This is a genomic window from Bacillus sp. FSL M7-0003 (assembly GCF_038628485.1).
GTDB lineage: Bacteria > Bacillota > Bacilli > Bacillales > Bacillaceae > Bacillus > Bacillus safensis.
Window position 1 is genome coordinate 3,045,857 of the sequence record NZ_CP152024.1, and the last position, 19,219, is coordinate 3,065,075.

17 protein-coding genes are annotated in these 19,219 nt (G+C 44.0%); 2 read left to right on the forward strand and 15 right to left on the reverse strand.

Features of this window, described 5'->3' with window-relative positions:
* Positions 1 to 6: 6 nt before the first annotated feature.
* From eno to MHI23_RS15795, 8 genes are all read right to left on the reverse strand, one after another.
* Entirely contained in the window at positions 7 to 1,299 is a 1,293-nt protein-coding gene (gene eno / locus MHI23_RS15760) for a phosphopyruvate hydratase (RefSeq protein WP_003212752.1), read from the reverse strand.
* Between the two features lie 30 nt (positions 1,300 to 1,329).
* Positions 1,330 to 2,865 (reverse strand): 2,3-bisphosphoglycerate-independent phosphoglycerate mutase, encoded by a 1,536-nt coding sequence (gene gpmI, locus MHI23_RS15765; protein ID WP_024423499.1) that lies wholly within the window; start codon positions 2,863 to 2,865, stop codon positions 1,330 to 1,332.
* Positions 2,858 to 3,619, reverse strand: a complete 762-nt coding sequence (gene tpiA, locus MHI23_RS15770; RefSeq protein ID WP_017359213.1) for a triose-phosphate isomerase — start codon at positions 3,617 to 3,619, stop codon at positions 2,858 to 2,860. The genes gpmI and tpiA overlap by 8 nt, the downstream gene beginning before the upstream one ends.
* Before the next feature lie 30 nt (positions 3,620 to 3,649).
* On the reverse strand, positions 3,650 to 4,834 hold the full coding sequence (locus MHI23_RS15775) for a phosphoglycerate kinase (protein ID WP_024426073.1): 1,185 nt from the start codon (positions 4,832 to 4,834) through the stop codon (positions 3,650 to 3,652).
* 213 nt (positions 4,835 to 5,047) lie between these two features.
* A complete protein-coding gene (gap, locus tag MHI23_RS15780) occupies positions 5,048 to 6,055 on the reverse strand; it encodes a type I glyceraldehyde-3-phosphate dehydrogenase (protein ID WP_007500174.1) in 1,008 nt (335 codons plus the stop codon).
* A 31-nt stretch (positions 6,056 to 6,086) separates the two neighbouring features.
* Positions 6,087 to 7,124 carry a sugar-binding transcriptional regulator gene (locus MHI23_RS15785; RefSeq protein ID WP_285709965.1) on the reverse strand — a complete coding sequence of 346 codons (1,038 nt, stop codon included), beginning with the start codon at positions 7,122 to 7,124 and terminating at the stop codon, positions 6,087 to 6,089.
* A gap of 309 nt (positions 7,125 to 7,433) precedes the next feature.
* Entirely contained in the window at positions 7,434 to 8,807 is a 1,374-nt protein-coding gene (locus MHI23_RS15790) for an amino acid permease (RefSeq protein WP_342492478.1), read from the reverse strand.
* Positions 8,808 to 8,946: 139 nt separating this feature from the next.
* Positions 8,947 to 10,140: an ornithine--oxo-acid transaminase gene (locus MHI23_RS15795; protein WP_056765768.1), complete on the reverse strand. Its 1,194-nt coding sequence runs from the start codon at positions 10,138 to 10,140 to the stop codon at positions 8,947 to 8,949.
* Between the two features lie 198 nt (positions 10,141 to 10,338).
* Here MHI23_RS15795 and MHI23_RS15800 point away from each other — a divergent pair, with 198 nt between their 5' ends.
* A complete protein-coding gene (locus MHI23_RS15800) occupies positions 10,339 to 11,775 on the forward strand; it encodes a sigma 54-interacting transcriptional regulator (RefSeq protein WP_342492078.1) in 1,437 nt (478 codons plus the stop codon).
* Between the two features lie 30 nt (positions 11,776 to 11,805).
* On the opposite strand, the gene MHI23_RS15805 is transcribed toward MHI23_RS15800, so the two are convergent.
* Positions 11,806 to 12,543 carry a FadR/GntR family transcriptional regulator gene (locus MHI23_RS15805; protein WP_024423507.1) on the reverse strand — a complete coding sequence of 246 codons (738 nt, stop codon included), beginning with the start codon at positions 12,541 to 12,543 and terminating at the stop codon, positions 11,806 to 11,808.
* A gap of 171 nt (positions 12,544 to 12,714) precedes the next feature.
* Positions 12,715 to 14,013, reverse strand: a complete 1,299-nt coding sequence (rpoN, locus tag MHI23_RS15810; protein WP_125586043.1) for an RNA polymerase factor sigma-54 — start codon at positions 14,011 to 14,013, stop codon at positions 12,715 to 12,717.
* A gap of 70 nt (positions 14,014 to 14,083) precedes the next feature.
* On the opposite strand from rpoN, the gene yvfG reads away from it, so the two are divergent.
* Positions 14,084 to 14,299, forward strand: coding sequence for a protein YvfG (gene yvfG / locus MHI23_RS15815; RefSeq protein WP_024423509.1), 216 nt, complete (start codon positions 14,084 to 14,086; stop codon positions 14,297 to 14,299).
* 21 nt (positions 14,300 to 14,320) lie between these two features.
* Here yvfG and MHI23_RS15820 read toward each other — a convergent pair whose 3' ends face one another.
* From MHI23_RS15820 to nikB, 5 genes are all read right to left on the reverse strand, one after another.
* Positions 14,321 to 15,646: an MATE family efflux transporter gene (locus tag MHI23_RS15820; RefSeq protein ID WP_342492079.1), complete on the reverse strand. Its 1,326-nt coding sequence runs from the start codon at positions 15,644 to 15,646 to the stop codon at positions 14,321 to 14,323.
* Positions 15,647 to 15,781: 135 nt separating this feature from the next.
* Complete coding sequence (nikE, locus tag MHI23_RS15825; RefSeq protein ID WP_342492080.1) at positions 15,782 to 16,597, reverse strand: nickel import ATP-binding protein NikE; 816 nt, start codon at positions 16,595 to 16,597, stop codon at positions 15,782 to 15,784.
* Positions 16,598 to 16,610: 13 nt separating this feature from the next.
* Positions 16,611 to 17,426: a nickel import ATP-binding protein NikD gene (gene nikD / locus MHI23_RS15830; RefSeq protein WP_342492081.1), complete on the reverse strand. Its 816-nt coding sequence runs from the start codon at positions 17,424 to 17,426 to the stop codon at positions 16,611 to 16,613.
* Positions 17,427 to 17,430: 4 nt separating this feature from the next.
* Positions 17,431 to 18,264: a nickel ABC transporter permease subunit NikC gene (gene nikC / locus MHI23_RS15835; protein WP_056765758.1), complete on the reverse strand. Its 834-nt coding sequence runs from the start codon at positions 18,262 to 18,264 to the stop codon at positions 17,431 to 17,433.
* Positions 18,261 to 19,205, reverse strand: coding sequence for a nickel ABC transporter permease subunit NikB (gene nikB / locus MHI23_RS15840; RefSeq protein WP_342492082.1), 945 nt, complete (start codon positions 19,203 to 19,205; stop codon positions 18,261 to 18,263). The genes nikC and nikB overlap by 4 nt, the downstream gene beginning before the upstream one ends.
* Between the last annotated feature and the right edge of the window lie 14 nt (positions 19,206 to 19,219).

Genomic DNA, 19,219 nt, shown 5'->3' on the forward strand with positions numbered 1-19,219 from the left:
CTGACATTATTTATTCAAGTTATAGAATGTTGCAATGCCGTGATATTGTGCTGTTTCAGCCAATTGATCTTCGATGCGAAGTAATTGGTTGTATTTCGCCACACGGTCCGTACGAGACGGAGCACCTGTTTTGATTTGTCCAGCGTTTGTTGCAACAGCGATGTCTGCAATCGTGCTGTCTTCAGTTTCACCAGAACGGTGAGAGATAACAGCTGTGTATCCTGCGCGTTTTGCCATTTCGATTGCATCAAATGTTTCAGTTAATGTACCGATTTGGTTTACTTTGATCAGGATTGAGTTACCAACGCCGTTTTTGATTCCTTCAGATAGCTTCTTCGTATTTGTAACGAACAAGTCGTCTCCTACTAGCTGAACCTTGCTGCCAAGGCGCTCAGTTAATAGTTTGTGACCTTCCCAGTCGTTTTCATCAAGGCCGTCTTCGATAGAGATGATTGGGTATTTCGATACCATATCTTCATACCAGTCAACCATTTCAGCAGATGTTTTCACAACACCTTCACCTGATAAATGATATTTACCGTCTTCTTTGTTGTAGAACTCAGAAGATGCAGCATCCATTGCAAGCTTCACTTCTTCACCTGGTTTGAAGCCAGCTTTTTCGATCGCTTCAACGATTGTTTGAAGTGCTTCTTCGTTAGAACCAAGGTTTGGAGCGAATCCACCTTCATCACCTACAGCTGTGTTTAAGCCTTTTGCGCTTAATACAGATTTCAGGCTATGGAAGATTTGAGCGCCCATGCGAAGTGCTTCACGGAAGTTCGGTGCACCTACAGGCATAATCATGAATTCTTGAATGTCTACGTTGTTATCCGCATGCTCTCCGCCGTTGACGATGTTCATCATTGGTACTGGAAGCGTTTTGGAGTTGAATCCACCAAGGTATTGATAAAGTGGAATTTGTAAGAAATCAGCAGCCGCACGTGCTACAGCGATAGATACGCCAAGGATTGCGTTTGCGCCTAATTTCCCTTTGTTTTCTGTTCCGTCAAGTTCGATTAACATTTTGTCAATCGCTACTTGTTCTGTTACATCAAAGCCTAAAAGCTCTGGTGCAATGATTTCGTTTACGTTGTTTACAGCTGTCAGAACACCTTTTCCAAGGTAACGGTCTTTGTCTCCGTCACGTAGTTCTACTGCTTCATATTCACCAGTAGAAGCACCACTTGGAACAAGCGCACGGCCAAAGCCGCCAGATTCTGTGTAAACTTCTACTTCAACTGTTGGGTTACCGCGAGAGTCTAATACTTCGCGTGCATATACGTCAACAATGTATGGCATCGTTATTTCTCTCCTTTTGAATCAATTTTTTTATTTCTGAATTAATGATGTTCCTGTCATCTCTTTTGGTTTTTCAAGACCAAGTAAGTCTAAAAGCGTTGGAGATAGATCAGCTAAAATGCCGCCTTCTCTAAGCGTCGCACCTTTTTTCGTCACGATGACTGGTACAGGATTCGTTGTATGTGCAGTATGCGGCTTTCCTTCTTCGGTAATCAGCACGTCTGCGTTACCGTGGTCTGCCGTGATGATGGCATGTCCGCCTTTTGCCAGGATTGCGTCGACTACAGCTCCTAAGCACTCATCTACTGCTTCAATGGCTTTGATTGTTGGCTCAAGCATACCTGAATGGCCAACCATATCCGGGTTAGCAAAGTTCAGAATGATCGCATCATGCTTGTCAGCATTGATGTCTGCAACAAGTGCATCCTTTACCTCGTAAGCACTCATTTCCGGCTTGAGGTCATAGGTGGCTACATCTGGTGAATTGATTAAGATGCGGTCTTCACCAGGAAATTCTTCTTCACGTCCACCGCTCATAAAGAACGTGACATGAGGATATTTCTCTGTTTCAGCAATCCGCAGCTGTTTCAATCCGTTTTGAGAAAGCACTTCTCCTACCGTGTTATCCAAATTCACTGGTTTGAAGGCAACATAGCCATCAACCGTTTCACTGAAGTGTGTGAAGCAGACGAAGTGTAAATTCTTCGGATGAGCTTCTCCGCGGTCAAACGAGCGGAAATCTGCATTTGTGAAAGTGTTCGAGATTTGGATGGCACGGTCTGGACGGAAGTTATAGAAAATCACAGAGTCGCCGTCGTTTACTTTGGCAACCGGCTCACCATTTTCTCTCGTAATGACAGATGGAATAACGAATTCATCGTAGATTCCATTTTCATAGGAGTCATCAACGACATCATAGATGTTTTGATAACTTGGCCCTTCACCATATGCCATCGCGCGGTACGCTTTCTCCACACGATCCCAGCGTTTGTCACGGTCCATTGAGTAATAGCGTCCTGAAAGTGTTGCCACTTCACCGACACCGATTTCTTTGATTTGTTCTTCCAGCTGTTTCAAGTACACTTTGGCTGTCTTCTGACCAACATCACGTCCGTCCAAGAAACCATGAATGTATACCTTTGTTAAGCCTTCTTTTTTCGCCAGCTTCAGCAGGGCAAAAAGATGCTGGATGTGACTGTGCACACCGCCGTCTGACAAGAGTCCAAATAAATGAAGCGCCTTGTCATTCTCTTTTGCATACGTCATTGCATCTAGGAACGTTTCGTTTTTCTCAAATTCCCCTTCACGAATGGCAACATTCACCCTTGTTAAGCTTTGATACACAATGCGTCCTGCACCGATGTTCAAATGCCCAACTTCAGAGTTCCCCATTTGACCTTCCGGGAGACCTACTGCCTCACCTGAAGCCGTTAAGGTTTGATGCGGAAATTCGTTCCAGTAGCGGTCAAAGTTCGGTTTTTTTGCTTGTGCGACAGCGTTACCGACTGTTTCGCCTCTTAAACCGAACCCGTCTAAGATGATTAGTGCAGCTGGTTTCTTACTCATATTGACCTTCCTCCAATAATTGAACGAAAGACTGAGGTTCTAAGCTTGCGCCGCCTACCAAAGCACCGTCAATATCGGATTCTGCCATATATTCTTTAATATTTGCCGGCTTCACGCTTCCGCCATATTGAATGCGAAGGCTGTCTGCCGCTTCTTGACCAAATTCGCTTGCAACGGTTTGGCGGATGTGTGCGCAAACGTCGTTTGCATCTTTCGCTGTAGAAGATTTTCCTGTACCGATAGCCCAGATTGGCTCATATGCAATCACAGATTCAGCAACTTGCTGCTTCGTTAAACCAGCTAGTGCTTTCTTCACTTGATCAGCGACAAGTTCATTTGTTTTACCAGCTTCACGCTCTTCAAGCGTTTCACCTACACAAATGATTGGAACGATGCCATGCTTGAATGCAGCATGTGCTTTTTTGTTCACTGTTTCATCTGTTTCAGCAAAGAATTCACGGCGCTCTGAATGCCCAATCACTGAATAGCCGATGCCTAAATCTTTTAGAGCAGCAGGGCTGATTTCCCCAGTGAATGCACCATTTTCTTCAAAGTGCATGTTTTGTGCACCAATTTTAAGGTCTGTTCCGTTTGATAGGCTGTTTAGCTTTTCAAGGAAAAGAGCTGGCGCACAGACAATGGATTCCACTTTGTCAGGAGATGGAATAGATGACTTGACTTCTTCAACGAAGCTGACTGCTTCGCCAAGTGTTTTGTTCATTTTCCAGTTCCCAGCTATAATTGGTTTTCTCATGATTGACACTTCCTTATAGCAGTTTTGGTCTTATTTATCGTTTAATGCAGTAACACCAGGAAGTTCTTTGCCTTCCATAAATTCAAGTGAAGCGCCGCCGCCTGTAGAAATATGGCTCATCTGATCGGCAAGACCAAATTTCTCAACTGCTGCTGCTGAATCTCCACCACCAATGACAGAATATGTATCTTTTGCTTCTGCCAGTGCTTCTGCGATAGCTTTTGTTCCTTTAGCGAATGCATCGATTTCAAATACACCCATTGGTCCGTTCCAGACAACAAGTTTGCTGTTTTTAATAACGTCAGCATACTTTTCTCTTGTCTCTGTTCCAATATCAAGTGCTTCTAGATCACTTGGAATTTCAGAGATTGGCACAATGCTTGTATTTGCATCATTTGAAAAGTCGTCGGCTACCAGAACATCTGTTGGAATCAGGAAGTTCACGCCTTTTTCTTTTGCACGGTCCATAAACGATTTCGCTAAATCTACTTTATCTTCTTCTAATAGAGATTTCCCTACCTCGTGGCCAAGTGCTTTCACAAATGTGTAAGCAAGTCCGCCGCCGATGATGAGGTTGTCCACTTTATCAAGAAGACTTTCAATCACACCGATTTTATCCTTTACCTTTGCGCCGCCGATAATCGCTGTAAATGGGCGATCAGGATTTGAAATGGCTTTCCCTAGAACCTCAAGCTCTTTTTGCATGAGGAAGCCTGAAACAGCCGGAAGATAAGCTGCAATACCAGCTGTCGATGCATGTGCACGGTGTGCAGCACCGAACGCATCATTGACATACACATCGGCTAAATCAGCAAATGCTTTTGATAATTCAGGATCGTTCTTTTCTTCACCAGGATAGAAACGAACGTTTTCAAGCACTAGCACATCTCCTTCTTTTAAATCAGAGATTTGCTTTTTCACGTTGTCGCCGTAAGCTTCATCTGCTTTTTTCACTTCTTTTCCAAGAAGCTCTTGCAGACGTTTTGCCACAGGTGTCAGACGCAGTTCTTCAGTAACTTGACCCTTCGGACGACCCAAATGACTAGCTAGCAGTACCTTTGCGCCTTGTCCTGTTAAATACTCAATTGTTGGTAATGCTGCGCGGATACGAGTATCATCCGTCACTTCTCCGTCCTTCATCGGAACGTTAAAATCTACGCGGCAGAACACAACTTTACCTTTTACGTCAATGTCTTTTACTGATTTCTTATTCATGCTCGTCAGGAGATCCTCCTTTATTCTGGTTTCCTTACGCATTGGACAAGACTCTCTTTATCCTTTTCCCATTTTGCCCTCATCAAAATGAGAAATCGTGCAGAACGGATAAAAACAGAGAAAAAGGGAAAGGGATGCTTCCCCTTCCCTTGTCCGTCTTCATTATATCGTGTCTCTAGGAAAGAACCAAGTGAGTTCCTTCAGTGTGAGAAATTAAAGACCTTGTTTTGCAATGTAAGCTGCAAGGTCAACAACGCGGTGAGAATATCCGCTCTCGTTATCGTACCAAGAGATTACTTTCACCATGCTGCCTTCCATTACCATTGTAGAAAGAGCATCGATTGTTGAAGAGTTTGCATTACCATTGTAGTCACCAGATACTAATGGCTCTTCGCTGTAGCCAAGGATTCCTTTAAGTTCTCCTTCAGCTGCTTCTTTAAGTGCTGCATTTACGTCTTCAGCTGTTACATCTTGGTTTAATTCAGCAACAAGGTCAACTAAAGAAACGTTAGGTGTTGGAACACGCATAGCGCCACCGTTTAATTTACCTTTAAGTTCAGGCAATACAAGTGAAACAGCTTTCGCAGCACCTGTAGAAGTTGGGATAATGTTTTCCGCAGCTGCACGAGCACGACGGTAGTCTTTGTGCGGAAGATCAAGAATTTGCTGGTCATTTGTGTATGAGTGAACAGTTGTCATCATACCGCGTTTGATACCAAATTTATCGTTAAGTACTTTTGCAAATGGTGCTAAGCAGTTTGTCGTACAAGATGCATTAGAGATGACATCGTGGCTAGCTGCATCGTATTTGTCTTCGTTTACACCCATAACGATTGTGATATCTTCTTCGTTAGCAGGAGCAGAGATGATGACTTTTTTAGCGCCAGCTTCTAAGTGTTTAGCAGCGTCTGCACGTTTTGTGAAGAATCCAGTAGATTCAACAACGATTTCTACGCCTTGTTTACCCCAGCTTAATTTCGCAGGGTCACGTTCAGCTGATACTTCGATTGTTTTACCGTTCACTACTAAGTTTGTACCGTCTACAGAAACCTCTGCATCTAGTTTTCCGTGAACAGAGTCATATTGTAAAAGGTGTGCAAGCATGTTAGCATCTGTTAGATCGTTAACCGCTACTACCTCAACTTCAGGATTATTTAATGCTGCACGAAATACGTTACGTCCAATACGTCCAAATCCGTTAATACCGACTTTTACTGCCATGATGTTTCCTCCTTTTATAGGTCACAATGTTTTATATTGAGGGATCAATTGACTCCCTTAATAACTCTTTTGCGGCTCCTTCGTCTGTGACGAGAACCGTTCGGCGCGGTTTTTTGAAATAAGCTTCAATCGCCCCCGCCTTTGATGATCCACCTGCAACAGCAATGATGTGTGGAATGCTTTCTAGATCATCTAGCTGCATGCCGACGGAGTGCACTTTGTGTACAACCTCACCATCACGATTAAAGTAATAGCCAAAGGCCTCTGTCACTGCGTCATGCTCATCAATCTTTTTTAAATCTTCAGCTGGTGTATTTCGTCTCATCGCCATTGTTTTTGCTTCACCAATACCATGAATAAGCATCGTGGACGATTTAATCGTTTGAAGCACTTCTTTGACGGACGGCTCTTCAATAATGGAAGAGTAAGCACCTTCTGACAGCTGCCCTGGAACAAACAGCAGTTTGTAAGTACCGGAAGCTTTTTCAGCCATGTGGGCACAAATGGTGTTTGCCTGATTTTTTACATTCTCCCCAAGACCGCCTCTCGCAGGGACAAACATCGTATTGCGGTTTTTGGCATCAGGGGTCATCATTTCGGCAACGGCTTCCATCGTCGTTCCGCCAGTGACGGCGACGATATTATTTCCAGTAAACCTTTTTTTCATGCATTGGACAGCAGCTCTTCCCATTTCTTGCTTCACCCACGGGGATTCGTCACTGTCACCAGAAACGATCATGACTTCTTCCAGGCCTAACTTTCTCTTTAATGTATTTTCCAAAAAGGTTAAACCTAAAACGTCCTTCATCATTCCTTCAAGCATTTCAAGCAAAGCGTGACCCTCACTCGTTAGCATCATACCGCTCGTTTTCACATCCAGCAGATTTTGTTCTTTTAAAAACTGAACTTCAGCGCGTAAGATGCGCTCACTGAGACCAAGACTTGTCGCAAGACTTCTGCGGCCAATCGGTTCAGCTAATCTGATGTACTGCAAAATGTCGTAGCGTTTTTGCATAACAATGAGAAGATCTGGCAATAATTTTTTTTGAGCTTCCAATAAACGATTCATGGCTAACGACCCTTCCTTTTCACGTTGGACTAAAAACGTCCCACTGTGACAAAAAACGTCCCGCCACAGCCAAAAAAAATCAATCCCTGCTTTCTTTAATTATTTTAACAGGATAATCTTGCATTTTCAACTCTTACAAACACATTTAGACAAAAAATAGACACATTTTCACCGATAGCCTGCTTGTCATCAGGGTTCTTGCGATGATATTTCTTTTCAAAATATTTATTTTCTTTTATATAGAATGTATTCACGATGGAAAATGTGCATGCTGGTGATATGAGCATGCACATTTTTTTCAGGACCTGCTTATGTTTTTGTGATGGTTCCAAACTGTTTTGCCTCTTCCTTCGGTTTGATTTTGAGATAATAAATAATGTAGCAGGCAGCCATGAACGGGATTCCGCAATAAAGGCCGATCCGCTGATCCTCGATAAAAAATAAGCTGATGAGGACGATGCCAAATGCGATAAAGCCTGCTAATGGAACAAATGGATAGAGCGGTGTTCGGAAGACGAGATCCTTTACATCTCCGCCCGCCTTTATGAATTGTTTTCTAAAGAAATACTGAGACAAGCAAATAGACATCCACACCACAACAAGAACCATACCAGAAATAGAAATGAGCCACACATACACCGTTTTTGGAGCCACAACACTTGTCAGCAGGGATAGTGCAGATACGACCATTGTCATCAATAGTGCATTGATCGGAATTTTACGCTTGGACAGCTTTTTCGTAAATTCAGGTCCTTTCCCGTCTTTCGACAGCGACCAAAGCATACGTGATGATGCATATAATCCAGAGTTTGCTACAGATAAGACGGCTGTGATGATGATAAAATTCATGATATCTGCCGCATATGGTATACCGACCTTGTCCAGAACGACGACAAACGGGCTATCGACAGTGCCTGCTGTCTGCCACGGAAGAAGCGCGGCCAGAACCGCAATGGATAAAACGAAAAAGACCATCGTTCTCCAAATAATATTTCGTATAGAACGAGGCAATGTTTTTTCAGGGCTTTCACTCTCTCCTGCTGCAATCCCTACAAGTTCTGTTCCTTGAAAGGAGAAATTGACCGTGACCATGGTTAATAAAATAGCAAAAACGCCGTTAGGAAATAGTCCGCCATGATCCGTCAAATGACGAAATAGAGGGGCTGGTTCTCCATCTTTCAGATGAATCATTCCGAAAATTGCGCCAATTCCAATGATAATAAATAATAGGATGGCAGCGACCTTAATGGCTGAAAACCAAAACTCGGTTTCAGCAAAGCTGCGAGCTGAGATGGCATTCACGGCAAATAAAATCACGCTAAATGCAAGACACCAAAGCCAAACAGGGATATCTGGGAACCACCTTTGGAGCAAAATGCCTGCTGACGTAAACTCCAGTCCTATTGTACATGCCCAGCTAAACCAATAAAGCCAGCCGATCATAAAGCCTGTGGACGGACCTATATATTTGGTCGCATACTCCTGAAAGGAACCCGCTGTAGGCATCGCCACCGCTAATTCTCCAAGACAGAGCATCACCAAATACATTAACAATCCGCCAATGATAAAGGATAGAATGGCTCCCCCGGGTCCAGCCTGATGGATAATGAGTCCTGACCCAAGGAAAAGACCAGTACCAATGACGCCGCCTAAGGCAATCATAAAGAGATGCCTGCTTTTCATGGAACGTTCTAGTTCATTATGCTGTTCTTGGTTCAAATCCGCTTCCCCACTTTCACTCTTCTATTCATCATCCTTTGACAAAATTCGCTGTTCGTTGAAATAGAAAGGGAGAAAGTGAAGGTTTCTCCCCCTTTGACATTTATGCTTGAAATAATGCTTCAATATGACCAATCGCCCAGTCTAAATCTTCTTTAGATATCGTGAGAGGCGGTGCAAAGCGGATGACGGTCTCATGGGTTTCCTTACATAACAGCCCTGCTTGTTTCAGCTTCTCACAATAAGGTCTCGCTGCCTCTGTCAGCTCCATGCCGATAAATAATCCGCGGCCGCGCACTTCCTTGATGACAGGACTTTGAATGCGCGTGAGTTTGTCTTTTAAGTATTCGCCAAGCTCCATAGAACGCGCTGCAAGGTTTTCGTCGATTAAGACATCCAGTGCAGCCAGCGACACCGCACACGCAAGAGGATTTCCGCCGAAGGTAGAGCCGTGAGATCCAGGGTTAAACACACCTAATATATCGCGGTTTGCGACCACACACGAGATTGGGAATACACCGCCGCCTAAAGCTTTCCCAAGAATCAGCATATCTGGCTCAATGTCTTCCCAGTCGCATGCAAACATCTTGCCTGTTCGCGCTAATCCGACCTGAATTTCATCCGCAATGAACAGCACATGTTCCTTTTCACAAAGCGACTTCGCTTCCTTCAAGAAGCCTTCTGGCGGCATGACAATTCCCGCTTCTCCTTGAATAGGTTCGATCAGAAAAGCCGCTGTTTGTGGTGTAATGGCTTCACGTAACGCTTCAATATCTCCGTAAGGAATCAGTTTAATGCCTGGAAGCATTGGACCGAAACCTCTTTGATATTCTGCTTCAGAAGAAAGGGAAACAGCCGTCATCGTTCTGCCATGGAAATTACCGACGCACGCAATGATTTCTGCGCGATTGTCTTCGATTCCCTTGACGTCATAGCCCCATCGTCTTGCTGCTTTTACAGCTGTTTCTACAGCCTCAGCGCCAGTATTCATCGGGAGTGCCATCTCTTTATTCGTCAGTTGACAAATTTTCTCATACCAAGGGCCAAGCTGATCATTGTGAAAAGCTCTTGAAGTCAGTGTCACACGGTCTGCCTGTTTTTTGAGCGCCTCAATAATGCGGGGATGGCGATGGCCTTGGTTCACCGCGGAATACGCACTCAGCATATCCATATATCGATTGCCTTCAGGGTCTGTCACCCAAACTCCTTCAGCCTCTGAAATCACAATTGGCAGCGGATGATAGTTTGCCGCACCGTATTGTTCGGTTTGTTGAATCAATTCATTTGTCTGTGTCATCGTCTATTCCTCCTTCTATAAGCTACCCTCTTTTATCTACACACATATGATATGCAAGGATCGTGCCAACTTTCTGCCCGCATTGTGGCGGTGATTGATCAGGTTCTTTATGCAAAATATCTTTGCACCTGCCAAATTTTTTAGAGGAAACCGCAAAATTTTTCATGTAAAATAGAGGTAACGTCTGGAGGTGCTTCAATGAAAGAAGATCAGTATACTGCAAAGCTGGAAAATGAGATTGATCTGTATAAACAAATGCTTGATTTAATAGATGTCGGGGTTCATGCAATTGACGAGAATGGCAATACTGTTGTTTATAATAAAAAAATGATGGAGATTGAGTCTTTGAAACGCTCTGATGTTCTCCATAAAAATGTATTAGATCTCTTCGTCTTCCAAGACGAAATGCACAGTACGCTTGTCCAAGCGCTGCGTACCGGGAAACAAACCGTTCATGCAAAGCAGACGTATCATAATTACAACGGAAAAGAAATCACAACGATTAATCATACATACCCGCTCGTTCGAGACGGCCTCATCCAAGGAGCGGTTGAAATTTCGAATGATGTGACCAAGCTGGAACGGCTGATTCATCACAATATGAAGAAAAAAGGAAGCACGCGCTTTACCTTTGAATCCATTATTGGACAAAGCCCTGCGTTTTTAGAGGTGATTGAGCATGCAAAACGAGCGACACGCACCTCTTCCTATGTGCTCATTGTTGGAGAAACAGGGACAGGAAAAGAACTATTTGCACAAAGTATTCATAACGGCAGCAGCCGGTCATCTGGACCATTTATTACCCAAAATTGCGCGGCACTGCCTGATAATCTCATTGAAAGTCTGCTTTTTGGTACACAAAAAGGGGCTTTTACAGGCGCAACTGATCAGCCCGGCTTATTTGAACAGGCGCAGGGAGGTACACTGCTGCTTGATGAGATCAACTCATTAAATCCTAGTCTTCAAGCAAAACTGCTGCGTGTATTACAGGAGAAACGTGTGAGAAGACTTGGCAGCACAAAAGAAATCGCTGTTGATGTAAGAGTCATTGCCAATATGAATGAGGATCCTGTAGATGCAATCGCAGGCGGACGCATGCGCAAGGATTTATTTTACCGGCTGGGTATTGTCACCCTATTTATTCCGCCGCTTTCTGAACGAAAAGAAGACATTCCTACATTTGTCAGTCATTTTATTCAAAAATATAATGAGCTGTTTCAAATGAAGGTGAAGGCGGCTGATGAAGAGGTACTAGCCCTTTTTCAAGCGTATGATTGGCCGGGTAATGTACGAGAACTGGAGCATGTGATTGAAGCGGGGATGAATATGATGATGGATGAGGATTACTTATGCATGCATCACCTTCCATATCATTTTAGATTTAAACATAGGGAAGGCCGTCCTGCAGCGCAATTACAGACGAACCCTTTGCAGCATCCCGCAGCTGACACGTTTATTTATACAAGCCCAGAACATACGACTGATTTTCAAACCCAAATGGAACGATTCGAAAAACAATACATCGTCCATTACTTAGAAAAAATGGACGATAATATTTCACAGACTGCAAAGTTATTGGGCATGAGCAGGCAAAGTCTGCAATATCGCATGAAAAAACTGCATATTTCTCGTTAATAATAGAGCTGTGCCCTCATTCGGCACAGCTTACTGTGGTTCTGACTGTCCTGCCGGTTCTTGACTCACATCACTCAGCAGTTTTTCTACATTTTTTAAATGCGTGAGCATCGCTCTTTCTGCTTCTTCTGGCTGTCTTGCCATGACGGCTTTGTAAATGTGTTCATGTTCTTTGTAAAGCTGCCGAATGGAGGCTTTTCTTGAAAATAAGACGACTTTTCTCGTCTCCCGCATCGTTTCTACCAGCAAGGTGGAGACCTGATTCATTAACGCTTTTAATAAATCATTCTTTGAGGCTTTGGCTAAAGCGAGATGGAATGCGAGGTCTGCCTCTTCACCAGTTTCTTTATGTGCTTCTGCGAGTTTCATTTGTTCGAGTGCCTCACGCAGCTGATGAAGGTCATCGTCCGTTCGCATGAGCGCTGCCTTTTTAACAGCACCCGTCTCAATTATGGTTCTTAATTCAAGGAGCTGTGTGACATCATGCTGCTTCATCAAAAATGCAGGAGACAGGCTAAATGTGAGCTGCTCAGGATCAAACTGCTTCACATATGTGCCTTCCCCTTGCTTCATCTCTATTAATCCGATCGCTTTGAGAGCAGACAGTGCCTCTCTTACAGCGGAACGGCTGACTTGAAAGCTTTCTGAAAGCGCTTGAACCGAATCTAATTTTTCCCCTGGAAGAAGCTCACCTGTACGAATGGATTCAATTAATGCATCCGCAATTTCTTCATATATTTTTTTCGTTTTAATTTGTTTATATTTCAATTGGTCTCACCTCATCACTGTTGTCTATCCCTATCGGCTCATGCCCTATCTTATACTTTACCCCAAAATTTCCGATCACACGTCTCCCCTCTTTAATTTTCAAGAAATCTTCGAGCTGCCTTGCTTTCAACAAAAAAGAAGCACGTGCCATGTTCTGGCAAGTACTTCTTTTTAATCGTATCGCTTCCGCAGCGTAGAGGACGGAAGATTCATTTGTTCACGATATTTTGCAATGGTTCTGCGCGACGCGCGGATGCCAAAGGTTTGCTGAAGCAGTGTCATGATTTGCTGATCTGAATACGGTTTTTTCTTATTTTCCGTTTGGATGAGCTCTGCAATGTGCGTTTTGACTGTGTAGCTGGACGCCTCTTCTAGCGAATGCCCTTCTAATTTCGCTTGGAAAAATTGTTTCATTTCCATAAGACCATAAGGGGTTTGCACCATTTTCCCTTTTACAGTCCGGCTGACTGTTGACTCATGGACTTGCAGTATATCTGCAATCCGCTTCATCGTAAGCGGTTTCATTTTATGTTTCCCCGTTAGAAAAAAATCGGTCTGATGTGAGATAATCTCACGAACGACATGAGTCATCGTTTGCTTTCTTTGCTTCAGCGCTTGGACAAGCCAATTGTACTGCTGCTCTTTTTCCTTTAAATACGCATATGCTTCATGCCGCTTTTGGTCTTGAATCATGGCGAAGTAGCCTTCATTCATTTCTACGTCTGGAAAAGCGCGCTGATTCAGCTCAAATGTGATGTGATCCTGCACCACAGTAATTGTCACATCAGGCTCTATATACACATGCTCTTCATCATATGAGAAATGAAGGCCTGGTCTTGGTTCAAGCTGAGACACTTCATCTTGTACCGCCTGGAGTGTTTTCATTGAAACACCTGTTTTGGCCGCAATTTCCTTCCAAGCCTTCCTGGCAAAAAGAAAGAAATGCTCTTCGATGATCAGCTCGGCTTCATACCAGCGCTTCTTTTTCCTTCTCAGCTGAAGGAGGATGCATTCCTGCAATGATCTTGCGCCAATCCCGGCAGGCTCCAGCGATTGCAGCTGATGAAGGACAGCTTCTACTTCTTCAGCTGGCACCTCTAAGACAGCTGCCATTGCGTCAATCGGTTCATTTAGATAGCCATTGGAATCAATGGAGTCAATCATAAAGTGAAAGATTCTTTGATTCTTTTCACTTAAATTCAAATCAATCGCCTGTCTTTTTAAAAACATTTGCAGGCTTTCTTTTTGATGCGTTCGATACGGCTCTGTCATTCGATCTTGTGATTTTTTATGATAAACTGGTTGATAGCTGTCCGTGTCTTTCCGCTCAATCAGAGGGTTCTCAAGCGCTAACTGGTCAAGATACTCGCCGAGCTCTGCGCAATTCAGCTGCAGCAGCGTAATGGCCTGCCTAAGTTCTTGTGTGAGCACCTGCTTTAATACCTGTTCTTGTTGCAGTTTAAGGCTCATTGTCTCCCCTCCCTCTCATCATTTTACATGAAGATTGACGGACCGTATATACGAAATAGGAGTGATTTCTATGTCTGAACTTTTTTCCGTTCCATACTTTGTCGACAACTTGAAGCAGCACATTGCTATGAACCAAAATGAAGACAAGGTTCATGCGATGAATGCCTATTACCGCTCAGTGGTGTCAACGCTTGTTCAAGACCAGCTGACCAAAAATGCGGTTGTATTGAAGCGAATTCAGCATCTTGATGAAGCCTATCAAAAGGTGAAAAAAGAAAGCGAATGAACGAAAAAGAACACCCTTTTGTCAAGATGGCAAAGGGTGTTTATCATATGCAAAAAGCTTCTGATCCAGCCTCGATTTATACATCATTAAAAAGCCAGACCGCCCTACAGTATAGATGATAAAGGCAAACCATAGGCCATGATTGTGCCAAATGGGCGTGACTGCGGTTTGAACGACGATAAACAAAATCATCGCAAACAGCATCGAATTTCTAACAGGGGCAATTTCTGTTGCACCTGTAAATACGCCGTAAATGACCAATCCGAAACAAGCTGCAAATGGATAAAGAACAAGCCAGTCTGCATAGTGTAATGTCACATCAAGCAGCTGAGGGAGATTTGTAAACAAGCTCAATATCGGCTCTTTTAATAAAAAATAAACCGCCGCAATGACACATGCCATCACAAGTGCCCACTGCCTCGAAAGGGTTAAGGTTTTTTCATAAAGGGTGCGGTCATTTGCACCAACTGACCTGCCAACAAGGATGCTGGACGCATTGGCAAAACCATCGAACAAATAAGCCATGATGTAGTGAATTTGAAATAAGATGGCATTGGCTGCCAGCAGCTCTGTACCAAAAGAAGCACCTTTTGCCGTAAACATATTGATGACCACTAGCAGACAGATCGTCCTAATGAACAAATCTTTATTCACATGAAACATTTTCTTCACTGCCTGAGTATCCATGATTTTCTTGATGGAAGGCATCTGGAATCCGTTTGACGAATGCTTCAGAATGATCCATGCCCCTAACACAAAAGCGGTTAGTTCAGATATCAATGTCGCAGCCGCAACTCCTTTGACCGCAAACGAAAACACATGAACAAGCAGAAATGCGAGCGCCATATTCATAACATTGATCAAGATTTGTAATGAAAGAGCTTCTTTCATTTTAGCCATCCCCATCAGCCAGCCCAATATAACATAATTCATTAAAGTAAATGGCGCTCCCCAAATGCGAATATGAAAATAGTCTGCGGCAAATTGACGGACATCAGCATCAGGAGAGATCATTAGAAAAGCAGATTGAATGATCGGCCATTGCAGGGCAATAAAACAAAGTCCGACAATGATGGCGACGAAAAAAGGTCTTAGAAAAGCAAGAACGCCCTGCTCCTCATTCTGCGCACCGTTTGCCTGGGCGGCAAAAGCAGATGTACTTACCCGCAAAAAACCAAACAGCCAATATAATGTACTGAAAATGAGACTGCCGACCGCAACGCCTCCAATATAAGCGGGATTTGCCAGCTGACCGACAACCGCTGTATCAACAGCTCCCAGTAATGGAGTGGTCATCGTTGAAATTGTTAAAGGTATGGCCAAAGCTAAATACGCTCGATGGTTCACGATGCCACCTGCCTTTCATGAAAAATAGCCTCTTTCTAAAAGAGGCGCAGATTGCCTGCAAAGGGGCTTTCGCTCTTTGCTTTTTACCGAATGCGACGCTTTGGCTGCACGCTGAGGCATTGATAAAATGAAGTTTTACCGAACCGGTCTGCCAATCGTTCGTGACAAAGGATGATCTGCGAGCATTGCATCTCTCATTTTCCGCACCGCTTCCTCTTCTGATGAAAAGAAGTCATCCTTTGATTGAAATTGGGCAGCAAGCTCTCCTTGATCAAGAATCGCCAATTGATCACATAAGTGATAGGTTGCTGTTATATCATGTGTAATAAATAAGTAAGCCACACCCAGCTCCTTCTTTAATTCTACTAATAAATCTAAAATGACAGCCTGCGTCACCATGTCTAAGCTGCTGACAGATTCATCAAGTACAATGAGCTTTGGCTGGAGCAATAAAGCTCTAGCGATGTTGATCCTTTGCAGCTGGCCGCCGCTGAATTGGTGTGGATATTTACACAAATCCTTTTCACCGAGCCCGACTCTTTCCAGCCAGTGAATCAGCACGTTTTTACGTTCCTTTCGGCTCATGGATTCGTAGTTTTCAAGCGGCTCAGATAAAATTTGTTCGACTGTCCACCTTGGATTTACCGCCGAATAGGAATCCTGAAACACCGCTTGCACATGCCGGCGAAAATGCTTACGTGTTTGCTGATCTGCATGATAGACATCCTGACCTTCAAAAAGCACCTGCCCAGCTCTTGGTTTCTCTAGACCAAGTATGATGCGGCCCAGTGTACTTTTCCCTGCGCCGCTTTGTCCCAGCAGCCCAAGGCAGGTGCCTTCTTCAATAGTTAAATCGACGCTTTTCAGGACAGGGGCTGCGCCTTTTTTTCTCATTAGAAACGACCGGTTCGTGTATGCATGACTGACTGCTTTCACTTCTAATAAATGCAAGGGCCTTCTCACCTCAAATCGGGCAAACAGCTGGAATCGATGGACGAGCTGCTAATAGTTTTTTTGTATAATCATGTTTTGGTTGTTCAAAAATCTCAAGAACTCCTGCCTTTTCAACAATTTCTCCTTGTTTCATGACGACAACTTGATCTGCCATTTCAGCAATGACACCAAGATCGTGGGTAATCAGTAAAATGGCCGTTCCATAGTCATGACGAATTTGGTTCAGATGCTGAAGGACCCGTTTCTGATTGTGTACATCTAATGCAGTTGTCGGCTCATCTGCAATGATGAGGGGCGGGTGCATACAGGCAGCCATGGCGATCATGACACGCTGCAGCATCCCTCCGCTTAATTCAAAAGGATACTTATTGAACAGTTGGTCTGGCTGCGGCAGATTCATTTTCGCTAACGCATCTATTGCCTGTGATCGTGCCTGCCTTTTACTGACAGCCGTATGCCGGCGGATCGTTTCAACCAGCTGATGGCCGATTGTCCATACCGGCGTAAAGCTGTTCATTGGATTTTGCATAATATACGAGATGTTTTTGCCCCGAATGGAACGCATATCCTTTTCACTTATACCGATCAATTCTCGTCCCTGTAATGTGATACTGCCAGTGACTTCCGTTGTTTTTCGATCAAGCATACGCAAGATCGACATACTTGTCACTGTTTTCCCGCAGCCGCTCTCACCAATTAATCCAAGGATTTGACCGCGCCCTACTTCAAACGAGACTTCTTGAATAAGAGGGGCTGTCCCTTGAGGTGTTTTCGTCTGCACATGCAGGTTCTCTACTTGTAAAATGGACTCTTGCACATTGATCATTCCTTTACACACGGCGTTTGATGCCATATTTCTCTGAAAGGGCTTCTCCTAGTAAATTAAACAGAACCACCACAGCCATGATCACAAGACCTGGGTACAGCATTAACTGAGGATTCGTTTGAATGTAAGATTTCCCTTCATGAATCATCGCTCCCCATTCAGGCATAGGAGGCTGAACCCCTAATCCGAGGAAAGACATCGCAGAAATGTCCATAATCGCCCAGCCCATTTCAAGTGTTCCAATGACTGCTAATGGCGGCAGGACATTGGGAATCATATGCTTTCTCATAATGTTCCAATGCGAGGTCCCACTGATTTTTGCAGCTGCTATAAAGTTCTGTTCTTTTAAACTGAGCACCATTCCTCGGAAGACGCGGGCATAATATACCCATTGCACAAGCATCAAAGCAAGTACGACTTGAGGAAGTCCCGGACCGAAGATGCCGACTAATCCAAGAATCAGCACCAGGTTGGGAAATGCCATGACGCCGTCACAGATTCTCATCAAAACATGATCGATCCAGCCGCCTTTGTATCCTGAAAAGAGGCCGACAATTAAACCAATGAATAACGAAGAAAGAAAGATTAATAACGCACAGCCGAGCGAAACACGCGCACCATATAAAATACGAGATAAATTGCACCGTCCTAATTGATCTGTTCCAAGAGGATACTCCCACGAAGATCCCTTTAGCTTCATTGCTAGATTGACAGCAGCCGGATCATGTGGAGCGATCCATGGTGCACATATTGTGACAATGAGCAGGAGACCGAGCAGCAAAGCGCAGATCGAGATCATCTTTTGATGAGCGATGAGATGTTTTACTTTTGTCATCATTGCTGGCGGCCTTCCTTTCTAGAAATACGGGGGTCTATGATCAGCTGAACTAAGTCAACGATCAAGCTGCTCAAGATAAAAATACATGCCGACATGAGGACATAAAATTGAATGACAGGCAGATCTCTGTTAAAGATCGCTTCAATAAAAAAGCGGCCAAACCCTGGCCATGAGAAAACGGCCTCTACAATAATGGTTCCGGTTAACAGCTTGCCAAGGTTCACCCCTAGTCCGGTCAGCATCGGCGATATCGCAATTCTGAACACATGCTTGAACATGATCGATTGTTCCTTCAATCCTCTGATTCTCGCATATTGAACGAAAGGCTCTTGAAGCGCCTCACTCACACTTGACCGTAACAGCCTTGTATACGTAGCAATTAAAGGGACTGCAAGTGTGACCGACGGCAGAATGAGATGCTCCCATGTTCCAATTCCTTCAACTGGTAAGAGGTCAAGTTTCACTGAAAAAAAGAAGATGAGCAAATACCCCAAGACAAACGTCGGGATAGATGCTCCTAAGAAAGAAATGAGCCGGCTCACATGATCAACGGCACCATTTTTCCTCATGCCGCTGAAAAAGCCGAGCGGAATGCTGACGCATATAGCGATCAGCAGACTGGTAAGCGCCAATTGAATTGTCGCCGGTATTCGATAAATCACCTCATCTACGACAGGCTGATTGGACATATACGACCGGCCGAAATCAAGGTGAATGACTTTTTCAATGGTATGAAGATACTGCATATAAAACGGCTCGTCTAAGCCGAATTCACTTCGTTTTTGCGCTAATATTTCATCTGTAGGCTGGATATGAGCCGCTGCTAAATATGCCTCAGCCGGGTCAACTGGCGAGAGGTGAATCATACCAGTTGTGAGCAGTGTGGCTAATAAAAATACAGGAATAATTGATAGCACTCGTTTGACGATATAGCGGCCCATTTCCTTACCTTCCT